Source organism: Mycolicibacterium aurum (genome assembly GCF_900637195.1).
GTDB lineage: Bacteria > Actinomycetota > Actinomycetes > Mycobacteriales > Mycobacteriaceae > Mycobacterium > Mycobacterium aurum.
Genome location: NZ_LR134356.1, coordinates 2,287,874 through 2,306,699 on the forward strand (window position 1 = coordinate 2,287,874; position 18,826 = coordinate 2,306,699).

19 protein-coding genes are annotated in these 18,826 nt (G+C 67.5%); 12 read left to right on the forward strand and 7 right to left on the reverse strand.

What is annotated here, in order from left to right:
- Positions 1-2: 2 nt before the first annotated feature.
- Genes EL337_RS10875 through EL337_RS10885 form a run of 3 tightly spaced genes read left to right on the forward strand, consistent with a single transcriptional unit; the run spans position 3 to position 3,216 of the window.
- Positions 3-1,157: a Gfo/Idh/MocA family protein gene (locus tag EL337_RS10875; RefSeq protein WP_048634665.1), complete on the forward strand. Its 1,155-nt coding sequence runs from the start codon at positions 3-5 to the stop codon at positions 1,155-1,157.
- Positions 1,158-1,189: 32 nt separating this feature from the next.
- Complete coding sequence (locus tag EL337_RS10880; protein WP_306316168.1) at positions 1,190-2,350, forward strand: dihydrodipicolinate synthase family protein; 1,161 nt, start codon at positions 1,190-1,192, stop codon at positions 2,348-2,350.
- The gene (locus EL337_RS10885) at positions 2,350-3,216 is read left to right on the forward strand and encodes a sugar phosphate isomerase/epimerase family protein (protein ID WP_048634667.1); all 867 of its coding nucleotides are present in this window, start codon (positions 2,350-2,352) and stop codon (positions 3,214-3,216) included. Before EL337_RS10880 ends, EL337_RS10885 begins: the two co-directional genes overlap by 1 nt.
- A gap of 23 nt (positions 3,217-3,239) precedes the next feature.
- On the opposite strand, the gene EL337_RS10890 is transcribed toward EL337_RS10885, so the two are convergent.
- Both EL337_RS10890 and EL337_RS10895 read right to left on the reverse strand, forming a co-directional pair.
- Complete coding sequence (locus EL337_RS10890) at positions 3,240-3,869, reverse strand: TetR family transcriptional regulator (RefSeq protein WP_170216914.1); 630 nt, start codon at positions 3,867-3,869, stop codon at positions 3,240-3,242.
- 103 nt (positions 3,870-3,972) lie between these two features.
- Entirely contained in the window at positions 3,973-4,740 is a 768-nt protein-coding gene (locus tag EL337_RS10895; RefSeq protein ID WP_048634669.1) for an enoyl-CoA hydratase, read from the reverse strand.
- A gap of 44 nt (positions 4,741-4,784) precedes the next feature.
- Here EL337_RS10895 and EL337_RS10900 point away from each other — a divergent pair, with 44 nt between their 5' ends.
- Together EL337_RS10900 and EL337_RS10905 are read left to right on the forward strand one after the other, a co-directional pair.
- Positions 4,785-5,051 carry a DUF2277 domain-containing protein gene (locus EL337_RS10900; RefSeq protein WP_048634752.1) on the forward strand — a complete coding sequence of 89 codons (267 nt, stop codon included), beginning with the start codon at positions 4,785-4,787 and terminating at the stop codon, positions 5,049-5,051.
- The gene (locus EL337_RS10905) at positions 5,048-5,608 is read left to right on the forward strand and encodes a DUF1802 family protein (protein ID WP_048634670.1); all 561 of its coding nucleotides are present in this window, start codon (positions 5,048-5,050) and stop codon (positions 5,606-5,608) included. Before EL337_RS10900 ends, EL337_RS10905 begins: the two co-directional genes overlap by 4 nt.
- Here EL337_RS10905 and EL337_RS10910 read toward each other — a convergent pair.
- Positions 5,597-7,240, reverse strand: coding sequence for a CocE/NonD family hydrolase (locus EL337_RS10910; RefSeq protein ID WP_048634671.1), 1,644 nt, complete (start codon positions 7,238-7,240; stop codon positions 5,597-5,599). The genes EL337_RS10905 and EL337_RS10910 overlap by 12 nt on opposite strands.
- Before the next feature lie 40 nt (positions 7,241-7,280).
- A complete protein-coding gene (locus EL337_RS10915; protein ID WP_048634672.1) occupies positions 7,281-7,865 on the reverse strand; it encodes a DUF3558 domain-containing protein in 585 nt (194 codons plus the stop codon).
- 164 nt (positions 7,866-8,029) lie between these two features.
- Here EL337_RS10915 and EL337_RS10920 point away from each other — a divergent pair, with 164 nt between their 5' ends.
- Genes EL337_RS10920 through truB form a run of 3 tightly spaced genes read left to right on the forward strand, consistent with a single transcriptional unit; the run spans position 8,030 to position 10,538 of the window.
- Positions 8,030-8,974: an ACP phosphodiesterase PptH gene (locus tag EL337_RS10920; protein WP_048634673.1), complete on the forward strand. Its 945-nt coding sequence runs from the start codon at positions 8,030-8,032 to the stop codon at positions 8,972-8,974.
- A complete protein-coding gene (gene pptT / locus EL337_RS10925) occupies positions 8,971-9,648 on the forward strand; it encodes a 4'-phosphopantetheinyl transferase PptT (protein ID WP_048634674.1) in 678 nt (225 codons plus the stop codon). The genes EL337_RS10920 and pptT overlap by 4 nt, the downstream gene beginning before the upstream one ends.
- A complete protein-coding gene (gene truB, locus EL337_RS10930; RefSeq protein WP_048634675.1) occupies positions 9,603-10,538 on the forward strand; it encodes a tRNA pseudouridine(55) synthase TruB in 936 nt (311 codons plus the stop codon). Before pptT ends, truB begins: the two co-directional genes overlap by 46 nt.
- Before the next feature lie 3 nt (positions 10,539-10,541).
- On the opposite strand, the gene EL337_RS10935 is transcribed toward truB, so the two are convergent.
- Genes EL337_RS10935 through mntR form a run of 3 tightly spaced genes read right to left on the reverse strand, consistent with a single transcriptional unit; the run spans position 10,542 to position 13,405 of the window.
- Positions 10,542-12,206, reverse strand: a complete 1,665-nt coding sequence (locus tag EL337_RS10935; protein ID WP_048634676.1) for an acetolactate synthase large subunit — start codon at positions 12,204-12,206, stop codon at positions 10,542-10,544.
- 43 nt (positions 12,207-12,249) lie between these two features.
- Positions 12,250-12,681, reverse strand: a complete 432-nt coding sequence (locus EL337_RS10940) for a type II toxin-antitoxin system Rv0910 family toxin (RefSeq protein WP_048634677.1) — start codon at positions 12,679-12,681, stop codon at positions 12,250-12,252.
- Between the two features lie 10 nt (positions 12,682-12,691).
- Positions 12,692-13,405: a manganese-binding transcriptional regulator MntR gene (gene mntR, locus EL337_RS10945; RefSeq protein ID WP_197724220.1), complete on the reverse strand. Its 714-nt coding sequence runs from the start codon at positions 13,403-13,405 to the stop codon at positions 12,692-12,694.
- Positions 13,406-13,492: 87 nt separating this feature from the next.
- Between mntR and EL337_RS10950 the strand changes: the two genes are divergently transcribed.
- The 4 genes from EL337_RS10950 (at position 13,493) to EL337_RS10965 (ending at position 18,818) form a co-directional block, all read left to right on the forward strand.
- Positions 13,493-14,467 (forward strand): bifunctional riboflavin kinase/FAD synthetase, encoded by a 975-nt coding sequence (locus EL337_RS10950; RefSeq protein WP_048634678.1) that lies wholly within the window; start codon positions 13,493-13,495, stop codon positions 14,465-14,467.
- A 144-nt stretch (positions 14,468-14,611) separates the two neighbouring features.
- Positions 14,612-14,881, forward strand: a complete 270-nt coding sequence (gene rpsO, locus EL337_RS10955) for a 30S ribosomal protein S15 (protein WP_048634754.1) — start codon at positions 14,612-14,614, stop codon at positions 14,879-14,881.
- Positions 14,882-15,217: 336 nt separating this feature from the next.
- Complete coding sequence (locus EL337_RS10960; protein ID WP_048634679.1) at positions 15,218-17,485, forward strand: polyribonucleotide nucleotidyltransferase; 2,268 nt, start codon at positions 15,218-15,220, stop codon at positions 17,483-17,485.
- On the forward strand, positions 17,463-18,818 hold the full coding sequence (locus EL337_RS10965) for a M16 family metallopeptidase (RefSeq protein WP_048634680.1): 1,356 nt from the start codon (positions 17,463-17,465) through the stop codon (positions 18,816-18,818). The genes EL337_RS10960 and EL337_RS10965 overlap by 23 nt, the downstream gene beginning before the upstream one ends.
- Positions 18,819-18,826 lie beyond the last annotated feature (8 nt).

An 18,826-nucleotide genomic window follows, 5' to 3' on the forward strand; every position in this document is an offset into this window, starting at 1 on the left:
CCATGACTTCATCTCCCAAGACGCTGCGCATCGCCATGAACGGGGTGACCGGACGGATGGGGTACCGCCAGCATCTGCTGCGGTCCATCCTGCCGCTGCGCGACGGCGGCCTGACGCTGGTGGACGGCACCCGGGTGGCCGTCGAGCCGATCCTGGTCGGCCGCAACGCGGACAAGATCGCGGACATGGCCGCCCAGCACGGCATCCAGGAATGGACGACAGACGTCGCGTCGGTGATCGCCGACCCGACCGTCGACGTGTACTTCGACGCCCAGGTGACCTCGCGCCGAGTCGAGGCGTTGTCGTCGGCGATCAAGGCGGGCAAGCACGTCTACACCGAGAAGCCGACCGCCGAAACGCTCACGGAGGCAATCGAGTTGGCGCGCATGGCGCAGAACGCGGGTGTGGTCGCCGGGGTGGTGCACGACAAGCTCTACCTGCCGGGGCTGGTCAAGCTGCGTCGGCTGGTCGACGAAGGATTCTTCGGCCGGATCCTGTCGATGCGCGGTGAGTTCGGCTACTGGGTGTTCGAAGGGGACGGCCAGCCTGCGCAACGGCCGAGCTGGAACTACCGCGCCGAAGACGGTGGCGGGATCACCGTCGACATGTTCTGCCACTGGAACTACGTGATGGAGGGCCTGCTGGGCTCGGTGAAGGCGGTGACCGCCCGCGCGGTCACCCACGTGCCGACCCGATGGGACGAGGCCGGGCAGTCCTATCCGGCAACGGCCGACGACGCGGCGTACGGCATCTTCGAGATCGAGGGCGGCATCATCGCGCAGATCAATTCGTCGTGGGCGGTACGCGTCTACCGCGACGAATTGGTCGAGTTCCAGATCGACGGCACCCATGGGTCCGCCGTCGCCGGCCTGCGACGCTGCGTGGCCCAACAGCGCGCCCACACACCGAAACCGGTGTGGAATCCCGATCTGCCGGTCACCGAGAAGTTCCGTGACCAGTGGCTGGAGGTCCCCGCCAACGCCGACCTGGACAACGGGTTCAAGTTGCAGTGGGAGGAGTTCCTGCGCGACGTCCTCGCGGGGCGCCCGCACCGGTTCGGGCTGCTGTCGGCGGCCCGCGGTGTACAGCTGGCCGAACTCGGCCTCACGAGTTCGGCGCAGGGACGCCGGCTCGAGGTCCCGGAGATCGTGTTGTGACCGCGACGACCGGTGTACGCACCACCACGTCGGTGCTTCTGCCCGTCGACGGCGAGCTGCGCCGCCACCACCTCGGGGAGCCGGGCCGGTGGCGGCGTCCGGCGCAGCCGATCACGTCGCGGATCGCTTACGCCGCAGCCCATGTCGTGCCGAAGGTGACCGCGGACAACACGCCGGGCGCGCCGGCGGATCTGGACTGGGACACCACTATGGCCTACCGGCACGAGCTGTGGTCCTACGGGCTCGGCGTCGCCGACGCGATGGACACCGCGCAGCGCGGCATGGGCATGGACTGGCCGGCCACCCGTGAACTGATCATGCGTTCGGGTCGCGAGGCATGTGCCGCGGGCGGACTTCTGGCCTGTGGCGCGGGAACCGACCAGCTGGGTCCGGGCGATGTTCCGGCGGGCGCGGCGGGGTTGCGTGCCGTCACCGACGCCTATCGCGAGCAGATCGACGTGGTCCGTGCGGCCGGTGCGCAGGTGATCCTGATGGCCTCGCGTGCCCTTGCGCGGGCGGCGGCGTCGCCGCAGGACTATCTGTCGGTGTACGGCACGCTGCTGTCCGAAGCGGACCGTCCCGTGATCCTGCACTGGCTGGGTGACATGTTCGACCCGGCTCTGCACGGCTACTGGGGAAGTCCCGACATCGGCCACGCCACCGCCACGTTCGAAGAACTGGTGCGACGGCATGCGGACAAGGTGGACGGGGTCAAGGTGTCTCTGCTCGACGCCGCCCACGAGGTGGCGCTGCGCCGCGCGCTGCCAGAGGGTGTGCGCCTCTACACGGGTGACGACTTCAACTACCCGGAGCTGATCGTCGGAGACCAGGAGGGCCATTCCGACGCCCTTCTCGGCATCTTCGCCGCGATCTACCCGGCGGCCTCGACCGCGCTGCAGGAGATCGACGCGGGCAATATCGTTGCTGCACAGGAGATTCTGGAGTCCACCCGTTCCCTCGGCAGGCACATCTTCTCCGCGCCGACGTACTACTACAAGACCGGCATCGCATTCCTGGCCTGGCTCAACGGCCACCAGCCTGGTTTCGCGATGGTGGGAGGTCTGGCCAGTGGCCGCTCTGTCGGCCACCTGAGCCGGGTGTTCGTCTTCGCCGACCGTGCGGGCCTGCTGTCGGATCCGGATCTGGCCGCCGAGCGGATGCGTACCTTCCTGTCCGTGAACGGAGTCAGCTGATGCCGGATGTGTTCGGGCGCCTGTCGCTCAACACGATGACCACCAAGGGCTGGACCCTGCGGCAGGCGGTGGAGCAGACGGCGGCCGCCGGCCTGCCCGCGATCGGACTGTGGCGCGCCCGGGTCGCGGAGGCCGGAGTGGAACAGGCGGCGAAAATCGTCGGTGACAACGGGTTACGGGTCTCCAGTCTGTGCCGTGGCGGGTTTCTGACCGGACTCGACGACCACGACGCGGCGCTGGAGGACAACCGCCGCGCGATCGACGAGGCCGCCGTTCTCGGCGCCTCGGAGTTGGTGATGGTCACGGGTGGGATGCCCGACCGTGATCTGGTCGGCGCCCGCGGGCGCCTGGCCGACCGACTCGCCGAACTGGTCCCGTACGCGGCCGACCACGACGTCCGGTTGGCGCTGGAGCCGCTGCATCCGGTGTTCTGTGCCGACCGGGCCGTGATCAGCACGCTCGGACAGGCGCTCGATCTGGCCGCTCCGCACCCCGCGCGGACGGTCGGGGTCGTCGTCGACACGTACCACGTGTGGTGGGATCCCGCGCTGGCCGAGTCGGTGGCCCGTGCCGGCGCGCAGGGCCGCATCAGCAGCTACCAGGTATGCGACTGGCTGGTGCCGATGGCGCCCGACCCGCTGGTCTCGCGGGGCATGATGGGGGACGGGATCATCGACTTCTCGGCCATCGGCACGATGGTCCGCGACGCCGGCTACGCCGGCGACGTCGAGGTGGAGATTTTCAACGAAACCATTTGGGCCACCAACGGTGTCACTGTTCTGGAGACGATGAAGCAGCGCTACCGCGAGCTCGTCTGGCCCGCGCTCGACTCGCCCGGGGCTGACCACTCTCAGACGGCGGAGTAGACCCTGGCGCAGACCGCGGCCACCTAGTTGCCGATCTCGGCGACGACGGTGCTGAGGTAGGCCCGCATGAAATCGGTGAACAGCTCATCGGCGGTGCTGCCGTCCACTGCGGCCAGGGCCTGCGTCATCGCCGGGTAGAGCTCTGGATCGGGCGTGGGGCCTCGTCCTGTCGGCGCGTAGTCAGCTGCGCTCTCGACGAGGAAACCCGAACCCACCGCCATGAGCGTCAGACAATCGATGATCCGAACGTGGTGCGTCGCAGGAACTCCCGCGGCCCCCAGGTACTGGCACAGGGCTTCGTACTCGTCGAAGACGCCGGTTTTGGGCATGTACTGCACGATGAGCGGGGCGCAATTCGGATGCCGCAGAATACGTTTGCGCAAGGCCATGGTCTGCGCCATCAGAAACTCGGTCCAGTTCGGCCCCGGCGGCGGAATGTCGGGCGGTGCGTCGATCGCCGTCACCGACTGTGCCACCGCTGTCATCAGCTCCGCCCTGTCGGCGAAATATCGGTACAGCGAGGACGTGCGCACGCCCAGCGACGCCGCAAGTCGGGGCATGGTGAATTCCTCGAGGCCGTGTGTGTCGATCAGCTCCACGGCTCCGTCGATAAGCTTCTGTTTGCTCAAAAGCCCTTGGGGGGGACGTCCCATCGTTCCACTGTGACACGTCGCCGCGGATTGCCCTAACCAGTCGGGCCGGCGACGTCCACCGTGTCCGTCAACCCGTTGCCTGAAGCGCTGCGCCGCTTGGCTTTCAGCGCACCTGGGAGCGGCCCCGCTCGATGACAGCGCTCCGACTCTCGGCGATGTCATCGCCGCTGGCGCTCTTCATCCACTCGCGCGCGGCCGCTGCCTCCTGCCACAACGGCCCGCTGTTCTGCTGGTCGTCGATGAGGTGGTAGGACGCCAGCAGTGAGCGCACGGCCTTCTGGTTGTTGCCCACGATCGACGCGGCGATGCCCCGGGCGGTGTCGAGCAGCTCGCCGTGCGGGACCACCTGCGTGACGAGCCCGCAGCGCAAGGCCTCCTCGGCAGACAGGTAGTCGCCGGTCATGCTCATTCGGCGGGCCATGCCGACGCCGACCTTCTGAGGAAGGCGCACCGACAGCCCCCAGGTGGGCATCAGGCCGACGCGGGCGTGGGTGTCGGCGAAACGCGCCTGCTCGGAGGCGATCAGGATGTCGCAGTACAGCGCGATCTCCAGCCCACCGGTCACCGCGGCGCCGTTGATCGCCCCGATCACGGGCTTGCTCATCGGCGGCCACTTCGGCGAGATGTCGGGCAGTTCGGTGGTGTCTCCGAGCTCCTTGAGGTCCAAGCCGGCACAGAACACCGGGTCGGCCCCGGTGAGGATGACGACGTCGACGTCGTCGTCGCCCTGGGCCTCGCGCAGCGCCTCGAACAGGCGACTGCGTAGCGCCGACGAGAGCGCGTTGCGGGAAGCGGGCCGATTCAGGGTGAGCGTGCGGATGCGGTCGCGGGTGTCGACGAGCAGGACGTCCGAGGAGTCAGCGGTGGTCATCCGCTCACCGTATCGACACGTGTCAAGCGCCTATCGTGGAGGTCATGTGCCGAAACATCACCGAACTGCGTGGCCTGGAGCCGGCGGCCACCGATGACGAGATCGAGGCCGCCGCGCGTCAGTACGTCCGCAAGGTCAGCGGAGTCACCCGACCGTCGGGCGCCAACGTCGACGCCTTCGAGCGAGCGGTCGCCGAGGTCACGGCCACCACGCAGCGCCTTCTGGCCGGACTTCAGCCGCGCAGGCAACCACCGAAAACCGTTCCACCGCTACGCCGCCCCGAGGTCCGGGCGCGCCTCGGGCTCGGATGACGTCCACGCTGACCAGCCCCGCGCTCAAGGAATGGAGCGCGGCGGTACACGCCCTGCTCGACGGCAGGCAGACGGTGCTGCTGCGCAAGGGCGGGATCGGCGAGAAGCGGTTCGAGGTCGCATCCTCCCGGTTCCTGCTGTTCCCGACCGTGGCCCACAGCCACGCGGAGCGGGTACGTCCCGAGCATCGCGAGCTGCTGACCCCGGCGGCGGCGGACAGCACCGACGACGAACTCGTTCTGCGCGCGGGAGCCCGGGTCACCGACGCGATCCAGGTGGAACGGCCCGACAACCTGGACGCCCTCGCCCCTCTGCATATCTGGACCGCGGAATCGGTCCGCGCCGACCGGCTCGAATTCCGGCCCAAACACCGGCTCACCGTGCTGGTGGTCTCGGCCGCACCGCTGCGCGAACCCATCCGGCTCGAACGCACTCCCGACTACCGGGGATGCACCAGCTGGGTTCAGCTGCCCGTGCACCCACAGTGGGGTGAGCCCGTGCACGACGATGCGGCTCTGGGGGAGATCGCGGCGCAGGTTCGCGCGTCAGTCGGCTGACGGCGGACTGCTGTCTGCCGGCAGCACCAGCTTGGTGGCTTCACCGAAGTGCACGGTGTGCCGCGCCGTGGTGAATGTGGTTGCACTGACGACGGGTTCGCCGGTGCCGAGGTTGCGCAGGAAGCGGGGATGCGAGCCGCCCGCGATGAGCACCCGGATCCGGGAGCCGGCCGCGAACGTCCACGCAACGGGGTCCAGCTCGATGCGCACCGCCCCGGCATCGGGTGCCGACGCCAGATAGCCGTCGCTGACGTTGCGGGAACTCCCGTCCTCGTCGACCTGACTGATGCGGACGAACAGATCGTTGTGCGGCGTCGTGCACGAGTGCTCCAATTCGAGCACCGGGGCGCCGACGACATAGAGGTCGGTGGGCAGCGAGGGGCTCGTGAAGGTCAGCACGTCGGCGCGCCGGGCCAGCGAAGTGTCGTCGCGGTAGCCGCCGACGGGGGACAGCAGCCTGCCGCCGACCGTCGGCGTCGGGTCGCCCGGGTTGTACACGAAGGTTGCCGAGTCGCCGGGAGCCGGCGCGGTGTCGGACAGCCGGCGGTCCGGTCCGAGGTAGAGAACCGCGTCGGGCATCGCGGGCGGCCAGTCGGGAAGGTCCAGCCAGCGTGGGTCCTGGGACGGACCGCTGAGGTGGATGCGCACCGGGGAGGATCGCTGCGACGGCGCGCCCCCGAGGTGCGTGCCCAGCCAGTCGAGGCTTTCGCGGAGCACCGTGGGGGCGGCCTTGGTCATCATCTGGCTGTGCGTCCACGGACCCACCGTGAGCCCGGTGGGCACCCCGCGGCTGTTCAGTGCGCGGTACTGCTCCAGCGTCTGTTCGACGAACAGGTCCTGCCAGCCGGACAACAGCAGCACCGGGACCTCGGCGCGGTCGAGTGCGTCGCGCAGATGCAGCCGGGTCCAGAACGGATCGTCGGCCTCGGGGTGCTCGAGCCACGACTCGAACCAGGGCGCACCCTCGCCGAGCAGGGCGCGACTCGCCTCACCGAGGGGCAGCTTCAGCGCTGCCTCGTCCACGAAGCGTTGGGCCCGCAGCTGATGGAGCATGACGCGTAGCCGGCGTGGATCCTCCTGGCGGGACACCAGATCGCTCCAGCCGAGGAAGTCATTGAGGCCGAAAGACCCGGCGCCCCAACGCGGGCCACTGACGTCGTGCAGGCCGACGGTGATGACGGCGGCCTTCATGTCCGGCGGTGGGTCACTGAGCAGCGCCCACTGGGTGAATCCCAGGTAGGACAGCCCGATGGTGCCGAAGGAGCCCGTGTACCAGGGTTGCTCGCGAAGCCACGCGACCGTGTCGGCGCCGTCGGCAGCCTCGTTGACGAAGGGGTCGAACTCGCCGCCCGAGCCGAATGTCCCACGCACGCTCTGGAACACCACGTGGTATCCGCGGGCGGCGTACACCGCGCCGAACAGGGCGGAGAACGGGAAGCCACGTCCGTAGGGCGCGCGCACCAGCAGTGTGCCTGCCGGGGTCGCGGTATCGGGCGCGTAATGGTTGGCCCGCAGTTCGACGCCGTCGCGCATGGGCACGCTCACGCGTCGGTCGACGGAGAAATCGGTGGTTGACGGCGGCACGCCGAGCGCGCTGCTGACCTTACGAAGAACGGACTGCTGAAATGTCACGTCCCGAGGCTACGCATCGCGGTGACGCGACCGCGATCAGTCAGTAGATATAGAACGGGCTCAGCTCGTGGGCACGCTGCAGATTGGTCTGAATGCAGTCCGGGTCGGGTTCGGAGTAGATCGGCGAGTAGAACAGCGATTGCTGGATGACCCCGTAGCTGGTCTTGAACGCCACCATGCAGGTGATCCACCACCGGTTGTTCCAGTCGGTCGGCTTCATGATCCAGTACTGGGCGGCGCGATGGCCGTTGATGTCCAGTTCGACGGCGTCGGGCGGCAGCGTCTGTTCGAAGGTGCGCCACACGAAGGCCTCGATGGCCATCTGATAATTGCCGGCGTCGTACTTGCAGCGCAGGCTGTCTTCCGGCGTGGGGGGTGTGTATGCCAGCCCGATGCGCTGGATGACATCGAGCGGGATGTCGCGGCACGGGTCGAATGGATCCGGGTCGGTGAGTTCGATCACGGGGGACTTGATGGTGGTGGTGGCAGCGGGCAACGGCGCGAACGTCGACCGGAGATCGACCCCTCCGGACAGCCCCGGAACAGCAGGGTTGGCCTGCCAGACCACGACCACCGCCGCGACCAGCGCACTCAGCGCCGAGAACAGTCGCAGCTTGGCGACCATCACACCCCCTGGTCTCGTGGCCCGTTCACATCGGGCACCACTTGTCTCATCGTGATCCTGCCCGGGAGTGTAACGGGCGGCGGTGCCCAGCCGGGCCGGAACTTAGAACCTGTTCTAGTTGCCGGGAGGTGGCCACCCGGCACCCACCAGTACGCTGATGGGTTGTGACTGACGAACGGCGCCCCATTCTGTGGGCGGTCAGTGACCTCCACACCGGCCACACCGGCAACAAGCCGGTGACCGAATCGCTGCATCCGGCTTCGCCCGATGACTGGCTGATCGTTGCCGGCGATGTCGCTGAGCGCACCGACGAGATCCGGTGGGCACTGGACCTGCTGCGCAAGCGGTTTGCCAAGGTCATCTGGATCCCGGGCAACCACGAGCTGTGGACCACTCAGCGCGACCCGATGCAGATCTTCGGCAAGTCCCGCTACGACTACCTCGTCACCATGTGTGACGAGATGGGCATCGTCACCCCTGAGCATCCGTATCCGGTGTGGACCGAGGAGGGCGGGCCGGCGACGATCGTGCCGATGTTCCTGCTCTACGACTACTCGTTCCTGCCCCAGGGGGCGGGCACCAAGGCCGAGGGGCTGGCGATCGCACGCGAGAAGAACATCGTCGGCACAGACGAGTATCTGCTGTCGGCCGAGCCGTATTCGACACGTGATGCGTGGTGCCGGGATCGCGTGAACTACACGCGCAAGCGTCTCGAAGATCTGGACTGGATGACACCGACTGTTCAGGTGAATCATTTCCCGATGGTGCGCGAACCGTGCGACGCGATGTTCTACCCGGAGTTCTCACTGTGGTGCGGCACCACCGCGACCGCGGACTGGCACACCCGGTACAACGCCATCTGCTCGGTGTACGGACACCTGCACATCCCGCGCACCACGTGGTACGACGGCGTGCGCTTCGAAGAGGTGTCGGTGGGCTATCCGCGAGAGTGGCGCCGCCGCAGACCGTATCGCTGGCTTCGGCAGATCCTGCCGGACCCCAAGTACGCGCCCGGCTACCTCAACGAATTCGGCGGGCATTTCGAGATCACCCAGGAAATGCGCGACAACGCCCAGAAGATGCAGCAGCGGATCAAGGATCGGGCATGATCGCAGCCACCCTTCTCGCGGGTGTGCTGCCAGGCGAGATCGACGCGTTGGCCGCTGCCGAATTGTATTCCGATCCCAAGGAACTCGCGCCGCTGCCCGAAGAGGAACCGCTGATCGCCAAGTCGGTGGCCAAACGCCGCAACGAGTTCATCACCGTGCGCTATTGCGCGCGGCAGGCGCTGGTCGACCTCGGCCTGGAGCCGGTGCCGATTCTCAAGGGCGACAAGGGTGAACCGTGTTGGCCCGACGGTGTGGTCGGAAGCCTGACCCACTGCGAGGGATTTCGTGGCGCCGCCGTCGGGCGCCGCAGCGAGTTCCGCTCGCTGGGCATCGACGCCGAACCGCACGACGTACTGCCCCACGGTGTACTCGACGCGATCAGCCTGCCGATCGAGCGGCATCAACTGCAGGCGATGCCGCAGGGGGTGCACTGGGATCGAGTGTTGTTCTGCGCCAAGGAGGCGACCTACAAGGCGTGGTATCCGCTGACCCACCGGTGGCTGGGCTTCGAAGACGCTCACATCAGCTTCGACGTCGACGGATCGGGACAGGCCGGAACCTTCACCTCGCGGATCCTCATCGATCCGGCCGCCGAGACGGGGCCGCCGCTGACCTCCCTGACCGGACGATGGTCGGTGCAGAACGGGATCGCGCTGACAGCGATCGTGTTGTGACGCCCGCCGGGCTCGTCGTGGTCGACAAACCCGGCGGGATGACCAGCCATGACGTGGTCGGCCGTTGCCGGCGGCTGTTCGGTACCCGCAAGGTGGGCCACGCCGGCACGCTGGACCCGATGGCGACCGGGGTGCTCGTGATCGGTATCGAGCGGGCCACCAAGATCCTCGGCCTGCTCACCGCGACGGACAAATCGTATTCGGCCACCATCCGGCTGGGGCAGTCGACGTCAACTGAAGATGCTGAAGGCGAACTGCTGCAGGAGGTTTCGGCATCGGATCTGACGGCCGCCCAGATCGAGGCCGCGATCGCGCCGCTGCGCGGTCAGATCGAGCAGATCCCGTCGGCGGTCAGCGCGATCAAGGTCAACGGCAAGCGGGCCTACCAGCTGGCCAGGGAAGGCCAGACGGTCGAGCTGAAGGCCCGTGTGGTGCGCATCGACCGCTTCGACGTCCTGGCCGTCCGCCACGAGCCCGATGTCGGCGCAGGTGTGGTGGATGTGGACGTCACGGTCGACTGCACCAGCGGCACCTACATCCGCGCACTGGCTCGTGACGTGGGAGATGCCCTCGGAGTCGGCGGGCATCTCACGTCCCTGCGGCGGACCCGGGTGGGTGGATTCGGGCTCGGCCAGGCGCGCACCCTTGAGCAGCTCACCGAGCGTGCCGAGCTCAGCTATTCGCTGGACCAGGCCTGCCTGCAGGCGTTTCCGCGGCGCGACCTCGACGAGGCGCAGGTGATCGACGTCGGCCACGGTCGCGCGCTGACATCGGCGGGCATCGACGGCGTTTACGCGGCGACGGCGCCGGACGGTCGGGTGATGGCGCTGCTCGAGGACGCGGGCACGCGGACCAGATCCGTGGTCGTCATCCGTCCCGCGACGCTGTAGCCCTCACGACCAGGATTCGTCCAGCTCGCCCAGCGCGGAGATCAGCGCGCTGTTGGCGCTGTAGTCGACCGGGCACGCGACGACGCTGACGGTCTCTGCCGCCAGCGCCTCCTGCAGAACCGGCAGCAGCTCGCCGGCCGACGCGATGCGATATCCCTTGGCGCCGAAGCTCTCGGCATACGCCACGAAGTCGGGGTTGCCGAAAGCGGTGTCGACGTTGTGTCCGATCTCCAGGTCCATCTTCCAGCTGATGAGACCGTAGGCATCATCGACCCACACGAGGATCACCATCGGGGTGCCCACTCGTAGAGCGGTTTCGATCTCCTGCGAATTCATCAGGAACGAGCCGTCCCCGGTGGCGACGAGGACCTTGGCGGACGGTCGTGCGATCTTCGCGGCTATCGCACCCGGAACCGTCCAGCCCATGGTCGAGAGGCCGTTGGAGATCAGGCAGGTGTTCGGCTCGTACGTCGGAAACAGCCGGGCCATCCACATTTTCAATGCGCCGGTGTCGACCAGCGCGATGTCGTCGCGGGCCAGAGCCGATCGCGTATCGGCAACGATGCGCGCCGGTGTGAGAGGGAAGCTGTCATCGGCGCGGCCGCGGTCGAGTTCGTCGGCGAGCAACGCCCGGATCCGTTCTTGCCCCGACGAGTTGGGCTGCGCCGGACCCACCTCGGCAGCGAGCGCGTCGAGACACCGGCCGATGTCGGCGTGCAGACCCACGGCGACGTCGTAGTGGGCGTCGACCTCGGCCGGGAACCGGTGCACGTGGATGATCTTGGTGTCGCCCCGCGGGTTGATGCGGACGGGATCGAACTCCTGCAGTTCGTAACCGACTGCGACGATGACGTCGGCGTGGTCGAATCCGAAGTTGACGTAGTCGTGGCGCATGAAGCCGACGGCGCCGAGCGCCAACCGATGATCGTCGGGCATCACACCCTTGCCGTGAAACGTTGTGGCGACCGGCATTCCGAGCGCCTCGGCGAATCGACGCACCGCTGCCGAGGAGTCGCTGCGCGCCGCGCCGTGTCCGGCGAGCAGGATGGGATTGCGCGCGGAGCGCAGGATCTCCGCCGCCCGCTCGATCTGGGCCGCCGACGGGTCATCGGAACGAGGCACGTTGACGCGCAGCGGCGCCGCATCCGCGGCAGCGGCGGCCTCCTCGACGTCCTCGGGGACGGCGAGGTACACCGCCCCGGGACGTTCGGTCTGCGCGAGCTTGAAAGCCTTGCGCACCATCTCCGGGACGGCCCCCGGCGTCGCGACCAGCGCCGACCACTTGGTGACGGGGGCGAACATCGACACCAGGTCGACGCTCTGATGTGATTCCTTGTAGCTGCGCTGCATCCCCACCTGCGCGGAAAGCGCCAGCACCGGAGTCGAATTCGTGGTGGCGTCAGCGACGCCGAGTAGCAGGTTGATCGCACCCGGACCCAGGGTGGCCGAACACACGCCGGCCTTGCCGGTCAACCGGCCGTACACCTCGGCCATGAACGACGCGCCCTGCTCGTGACGGGCCAGGACGTATTCGATCGACGACCTCGACAGCGCGTCCACCAGCCGGATGTTCTCTTCACCGGGGATGCCGAACACATGCGTGACCCCCTCGTTCTCGAGGCATTCGACGATCAGGTCTGCAGTCGTGCGCTCGGTATCGGACACCATCCGAGCTAACCACAGCGCCGGCCTGCGATCGGAGCCCGAGACGTCAGGTGTAGAGCTCCTCGAACCTCTCGATGGATTTCTCGATGTCGCCCTTGACCGCACGGGCGGCAGCGGACCCGATCGGCCCGAACAACGGGGCGCCGCCCAGATCCATTCGCACCGTGAACGTGCAACCGTCACCGGCGGACGCCACCGTCATCGCCAGCTTGTAGCGCGTGCCGCCCACACCTTCGCCGCTGATCTCGAGCGCCGACGGCGGGTCGAATCTGCGGACGGTCCACGTGACGCGGTTGCGCATGCCCTTGGCGCCGGCGACGCCGACGACCGTGGCACCGACGCCGAGTTCGGCCGGCAGATCCGAACGCCAACCCTGGTGCATGGTCATCCAGTCGCCAAGGCTCTCCAGGTCGGACGCGTGCTGCCATGCCTGCTCGGCAGACAGCGGCAGTGAGCGGGACAACTCCATCTTGGCCATGCGAGAACTCCTAAGCTATAACCCAAATTGCTTGTGCTGCAGGGCTTCCCAGATCGACGGTGGACTCGGCGTCCGTGCTGCCGGGTTCCGCTGAACTTTCGATCGCCACCGAGATCATGCCGGCGAAGTCGCGCCGGGCCACCACCCGCAGCCGGGAATCCAGGCTGATTCCCACGCTGTCGAAGTACCGCAGCATCTCGGGGTCGGCGTCGGAGATGCGGGCGACGGTGCCGGCCTCGCCGTCCTGACAGTTCGACAGCTGCCGCGCGGGTGGCGTGGGAACCCTGCCGTCGGCAGCGGGGATCGGGTCCCCGTGCGGGTCCCGGGTCGGATACCCCAGCTTGGCGTCGATGCGGTCGAGCATCCGGTCGGAGACAGCGTGCTCGAGCACCTCGGCCTCGTCGTGCACCTCGTCCCAGCCGTAACCGAGTTCGTTGACCAGGAACGTCTCCATGAGCCGATGACGGCGCACCATCGCCAGGGCGGCACGGCGGCCTGCGTCGGTGAGTGTCACCGCTCCGTACTTCTCGTGGTCGACCAGGCCCTGGTCGGCGAGCTTGCGGATGGACTCCGACGCAGTGCTCGCCGACACGCCGATGCGTTCGGCGAGCAGCTTGGTGCTGACCTTCTCGTGTGACCACTCCTGGGCGGTCCAGATCACTTTCAGGTAGTCCTGAGCCACCGTGGAGAGGTCGGTGGGGTTTCCGTCAGGACTCACGAGCATGAAGTTTAGGCAATCATGGCCTGATTCGTTGGTGTCGCTCGCCCGCAGTTTGGCCGAAAGGCGTCGGCGGGTCGTAGGCTAGCGGGCGTGCAGCGCTGGCGGGGGCAGGACGAAATCCCCACAGACTGGGGCCGATGCGTCGTCACCATCGGTGTGTTCGACGGTGTCCACCGCGGACACCAGGAGCTGATCGGCCGTGCAGTCAAGGCGGGTCGATCGCGCGGAGTGCCCACGGTGCTGATGACGTTCGACCCGCACCCCATGGAGGTCGTCTTCCCGGGCAGTCATCCGGCGCAGCTCACCACCCTGGCGCGACGGGCCGAGCTGGTCGAGGAAATGGGCATCGACGTGTTCCTCGTCATGCCGTTCACCTCCGACTTCATGAAGCTCACGCCCGACCGCTACATCCATGAACTGCTGGTCGAACGCCTGCATGTCGTCGAGGTCGTGGTGGGGGACAACTTCACCTTCGGCAAGAAGGCGGCAGGCAACGTCGAGTTTCTCCGCAAGGCCGGCGACCGGTTCGGGTTCGCCGTCGACTCGCTGTCGCTGGTGGCCGAGCACCACCGCGACGAGACGGTGACGTTTTCGTCGACCTACATCCGGTCCTGCGTGGATGCGGGTGACATGGTCGCCGCCGCCGAGGCGCTCGGTCGTGCGCACCGGGTCGAGGGCGTCGTCGTCCGCGGCGACGGCCGGGGCCGGGTGCTGGGGTTCCCGACAGCCAACGTCGCCCCGCCGATGTACTCGGCGATACCCGCCGACGGCGTCTACGCCGCCTGGTTCACCGTGCTCGGGCACGGTCCCGTGGTCGGCAGCGTGACCCCTGGCGAGCGCTACCAGGCCGCGGTCTCCGTCGGCACCAACCCCACGTTCTCCGGGCGCACCCGCACGGTCGAGGCGTTCGTCCTGGACACGTCGGCAGATCTGTACGGCCAGCATGTCGCGGTCGACTTCGTCGCGCGGTTGCGCGGGCAGGAGAAATTCGACTCGGTGGCCGATCTGGTGACCGCGATGGAGCGCGACACCGAGCGCGCCCGCACCATCCTGTCGGCCCACTAGCTGCGCTTTCGGCGATTAGCAGCGTGGGCGCGGCCGCTGCTAGACTCCGTGCCGACCCGGCACGAGCTGCAGTTCGCGGTGGCCGTGCTTTTCACGGGGTGTCATCCCCGAATGTTCGCGGACCGAAGTGATGGAGATGTATTCGTGGCGCTCACCACCGAGCAGAAGAAAGAAATCCTCGGCCAGTACGGCCTGCACGACACCGACACCGGTTCGCCGGAGGCCCAGGTCGCGATGCTGACCAAGCGGATCTCCGACCTCACCGAGCACCTGAAGTTCCACAAGCACGATCACCACTCGCGTCGCGGACTGCTGCTGCTCGTCGGCCGTCGCCGTCGGCTGCTCAAGTACATCGCGCAGGTCGACGTCGCGCGCTACCGCTCGCTGATCGAGCGCCTGGGCCTGCGCCGCTGATCTCGGCGCACTGTGTGCCCGGCGAATGCCATCCGGATTAGGGATTGCGCATACGCCGGGATGTACGATGGGTCCGTTCGCCAGCCGTACGGCGCGAACAACCGGGTGCGGTCCTCGCAGATCCGCAAGCACCGTTCCCGCGTGACACCACAGATACCGCCCGATCGCGCGGTCTTCGGTAGTGGCTGCCGGATGAATTCCGGCCGCTTCGATCGACGGCCGTCGACGCATCCGGGCCGGTCTCGGGGGCTTTCGAGCCACCCCGAGGTCGTTGATTCTTTGCGCGTGGTCACGCGAAACAGCTGAATATGAGAACCAAAGAGGCCTAAGACACGTATGTCTGCAACTGAAACAGAAGACGGCGTATTCGAATCCACCGCCGTGATCGACAACGGGACCTTCGGTACCCGCACCATCCGCTTCGAGACCGGCCGCCTCGCCAAGCAGGCCGCCGGCGCCGTCGTCGCCTATCTGGACGACGACACCATGCTGCTGTCGGCCACCACCGCCAGCAAGCAGCCCAAAGACCATTTCGACTTCTTCCCTCTCACGATCGACGTGGAAGAGCGGATGTATGCCGCGGGTCGCATCCCCGGCTCGTTCTTCCGTCGTGAAGGACGCCCGTCCACCGACGCGATCCTGACCTGCCGGCTGATCGACCGGCCGCTGCGCCCGACGTTCATCTCGGGTCTTCGCAATGAGATCCAGGTCGTCGTCACCATCCTGAGCCTGGATCCCAAGGATCTGTACGACGTGTTGGCCATCAACGCGGCGTCCGCGTCCACCCAGATCTCCGGCATCCCGTTCTCCGGCCCCGTCGGCGGCGTGCGCGTCGCCCTCATCGACGGCCAGTGGGTCGCGTTCCCGACGGTCGAGCAGCTGGAGAACGCTGTGTTCGACATGGTCGTGGCCGGCCGTAAGACCGCCGACGACGTGGCGATCATGATGGTTGAGGCCGAGGCCACCGACAAGGTCATCGAGCTCATCGCCGGCGGCGCCGGCGCCCCGACCGAGGCCGTCGTTGCCGAAGGTCTGGAGGCCGCCAAGCCGTTCATCGCCGTCCTGTGCGACGCGCAGCAGGCGCTGGCCGACGCTGCGGCCAAGCCGGTCGCCGACTACCCGGTCTTCCCGGACTACCAGGACGACGTGTTCTACGCGGTGTCCTCGGTTGCCACCGACGAGCTCTCCAAGGCGCTGACGATCGCCGGCAAGGAAGAGCGCGACGAGCGCACCAACGAGATCAAGGCTGAGGTGCTCGAGCGTCTCGGCGAGACGTACGCCGGCCGCGAGAAGGAGATCGGCGCGGCGTACCGCTCGCTCACCAAGAAGCTGGTCCGGCAGCGCATCCTGACCGACCACTTCCGGATCGACGGCCGCGGTGTCACCGACATCCGGGCGCTGTCGGCCGAGGTGGCCGTCATCCCGCGCGCGCACGGCAGTGCGATCTTCGAGCGTGGCGAAACCCAGATCATGGGCGTCACCACGCTGGACATGGTCAAGATGGCGCAGCAGATCGACTCGCTGGGGCCTGAGACCAGCAAGCGCTACATGCACCACTACAACTTCCCGCCGTACTCGACCGGTGAGACCGGCCGCGTCGGTTCGCCCAAGCGCCGCGAGATCGGCCACGGCGCGCTGGCAGAGCGGGCCCTCATGCCCGTGCTGCCGAGCGTCGAGGAGTTCCCGTACGCCATCCGCCAGGTGTCGGAGGCGTTGAGCTCCAACGGATCGACGTCCATGGGCTCGGTGTGTGCGTCGACGCTGTCGCTGCTGAACGCCGGTGTGCCGCTGAAGGCTCCGGTCGCGGGTATCGCGATGGGCCTGGTGTCCGACGACGTCGAGGTGGACGGAAAGACCGAGCGTCGCTTCGTCACCCTGACCGACATCCTCGGCGCCGAAGACGCGTTCGGCGACATGGACTTCAAGTGCGCAGGCACCAAGGACTTCGTCACCGCGCTGCAGCTCGATACCAAGCTCGACGGCATCCCGTCGCAGGTGCTGGCCGGGGCGCTGTCCCAGGCCAAGGACGCCCGGATCACCATCCTCGAGGTGATGGCCGAGGCCATCGACGAGCCCGACGAGATGAGCCCGTACGCCCCGCGCATCACCACGATCAAGGTGCCGGTCGACAAGATCGGTGAGGTCATCGGGCCCAAGGGCAAGATGATCAACTCGATCACCGAGCAGACGGGCGCGTCGATCTCGATCGAGGACGACGGCACGGTGTTCGTCGGCGCGAGCAACGGCGAGGCGGCTCAGGCGGCGATCGATCTGATCAATGCCATCGCCAACCCGCAGTTGCCGAAGACGGGCGAGCGCTTCCTCGGAACCGTGGTCAAGACCACCGATTTCGGCGCGTTCGTGTCCCTGCTGCCCGGTCGCGACGGCCTGGTGCACATCTCCAAGCTGGGCCGCGGCAAGCGGATCAACAAGGTGGAGGATGTCGCGAAGGTGGGCGACAAGCTGCGCGTCGAGATCGCCGACATCGACAACCGCGGCAAGATCTCGCTGATCCTCGTTGCCGATGATGAGTCAGCCGACACTGCCTCCGATACACCCGTGGAGACGCCGGCTCCGGTTGATGCAGCGACCGCCAACAGCTAGCTCCAGGTCGCTGCGCCGCGGTAAGGCCGGCGACGACACGGCTGCACAGTCGGTGGGGGTGCGGCGTACGGATCTGCCCGGTGGCCTGCGTGTGGTCACCGAGCACATCCCGCACGTGCACTCGGCCTCGGTCGGGTTGTGGGTGAACGTGGGATCCCGCGACGAGGGTCGCAGCGTGGCCGGTGCCGCGCACTTCCTTGAGCACCTGTTGTTCAAGGCGACCCCGACGCGAACCGCGGTGCAGATCGCCCAGGCGGTCGACGCCGTGGGTGGCGAGCTGAACGCGTTCACGTCCAGGGAGCACACCTGCTACTACGCGCACGTGATCGACTCGGATCTGGCCCTGGCCGTCGATCTCGTCGCCGACGTGGTGCTGCGGGGCCGGTGCTATGCCGACGATGTGGAACTCGAGCGCGACGTGGTGCTCGAAGAGATCGCCATGCGCGACGACGATCCCGAGGACACCCTCGGCGATGTGTTCCTGTCGGCGATGTTCGGCGACCATCCGGTGGGACGTCCGGTCATCGGCAGCGTGGAATCCATCTCGTCGATGACGAGGGCGCAGCTGCACTCTTTCCATGTGCGCCGCTACACACCGGATCGCATGGTGTTGGCGGTGGCGGGCAACATCGACCACGACGAAGTCGTCCGACTGGCCCGTGAACACTTTGGCCCGCGGCTGGTTCGCGGCGCGTCCCCGGTGCCGCCGCGCAAGGGCGCCGGACGGGTCGGCGGGCAGCCGACGCTGCACGTGGTCCGACGCGACGGCGAGCAGACCCATCTGTCGTTGGGAGTGCGCACGCCGGGGCGGCACTGGGATCATCGCTGGGCGTTGTCGGTGCTCAACACCGCGCTCGGCGGGGGTCTGAGTTCGCGCCTGTTCCAACAGATTCGGGAAACCCGGGGATTGGCGTACTCGGTGTACTCGACCGTCGACACCTTCGCCGACAGTGGCGCGCTGTCGATTTATGCCGGGTGCCTGCCGGAGCGCTTCGATCAGGTGGTCCAGGTGACGACCGATGTACTGGCCGAGGTGGCGCGCGACGGCATCACCGCGGACGAGTGCCGGATCGCCAAGGGGTCGCTGCGTGGTGGGCTGGTGCTCGGCCTGGAGGATTCCGGCTCCCGGATGAACCGGATGGGACGCAGCGAGCTCAATTACGGGCAGCACCGCAGCATCGCCGACACGCTGGCCAAGATCGATGATGTCACCCTCGACGAGGTCAATGCGGTGGCTCGTCAGCTGCTCACCCGGCAGTTCGGCGCCGCGGTGCTCGGGCCGGTGCGGGGCAAACGATCGCTGCCACGGGCCCTCCAAACGATCTCGGGTTGACCGGTAGC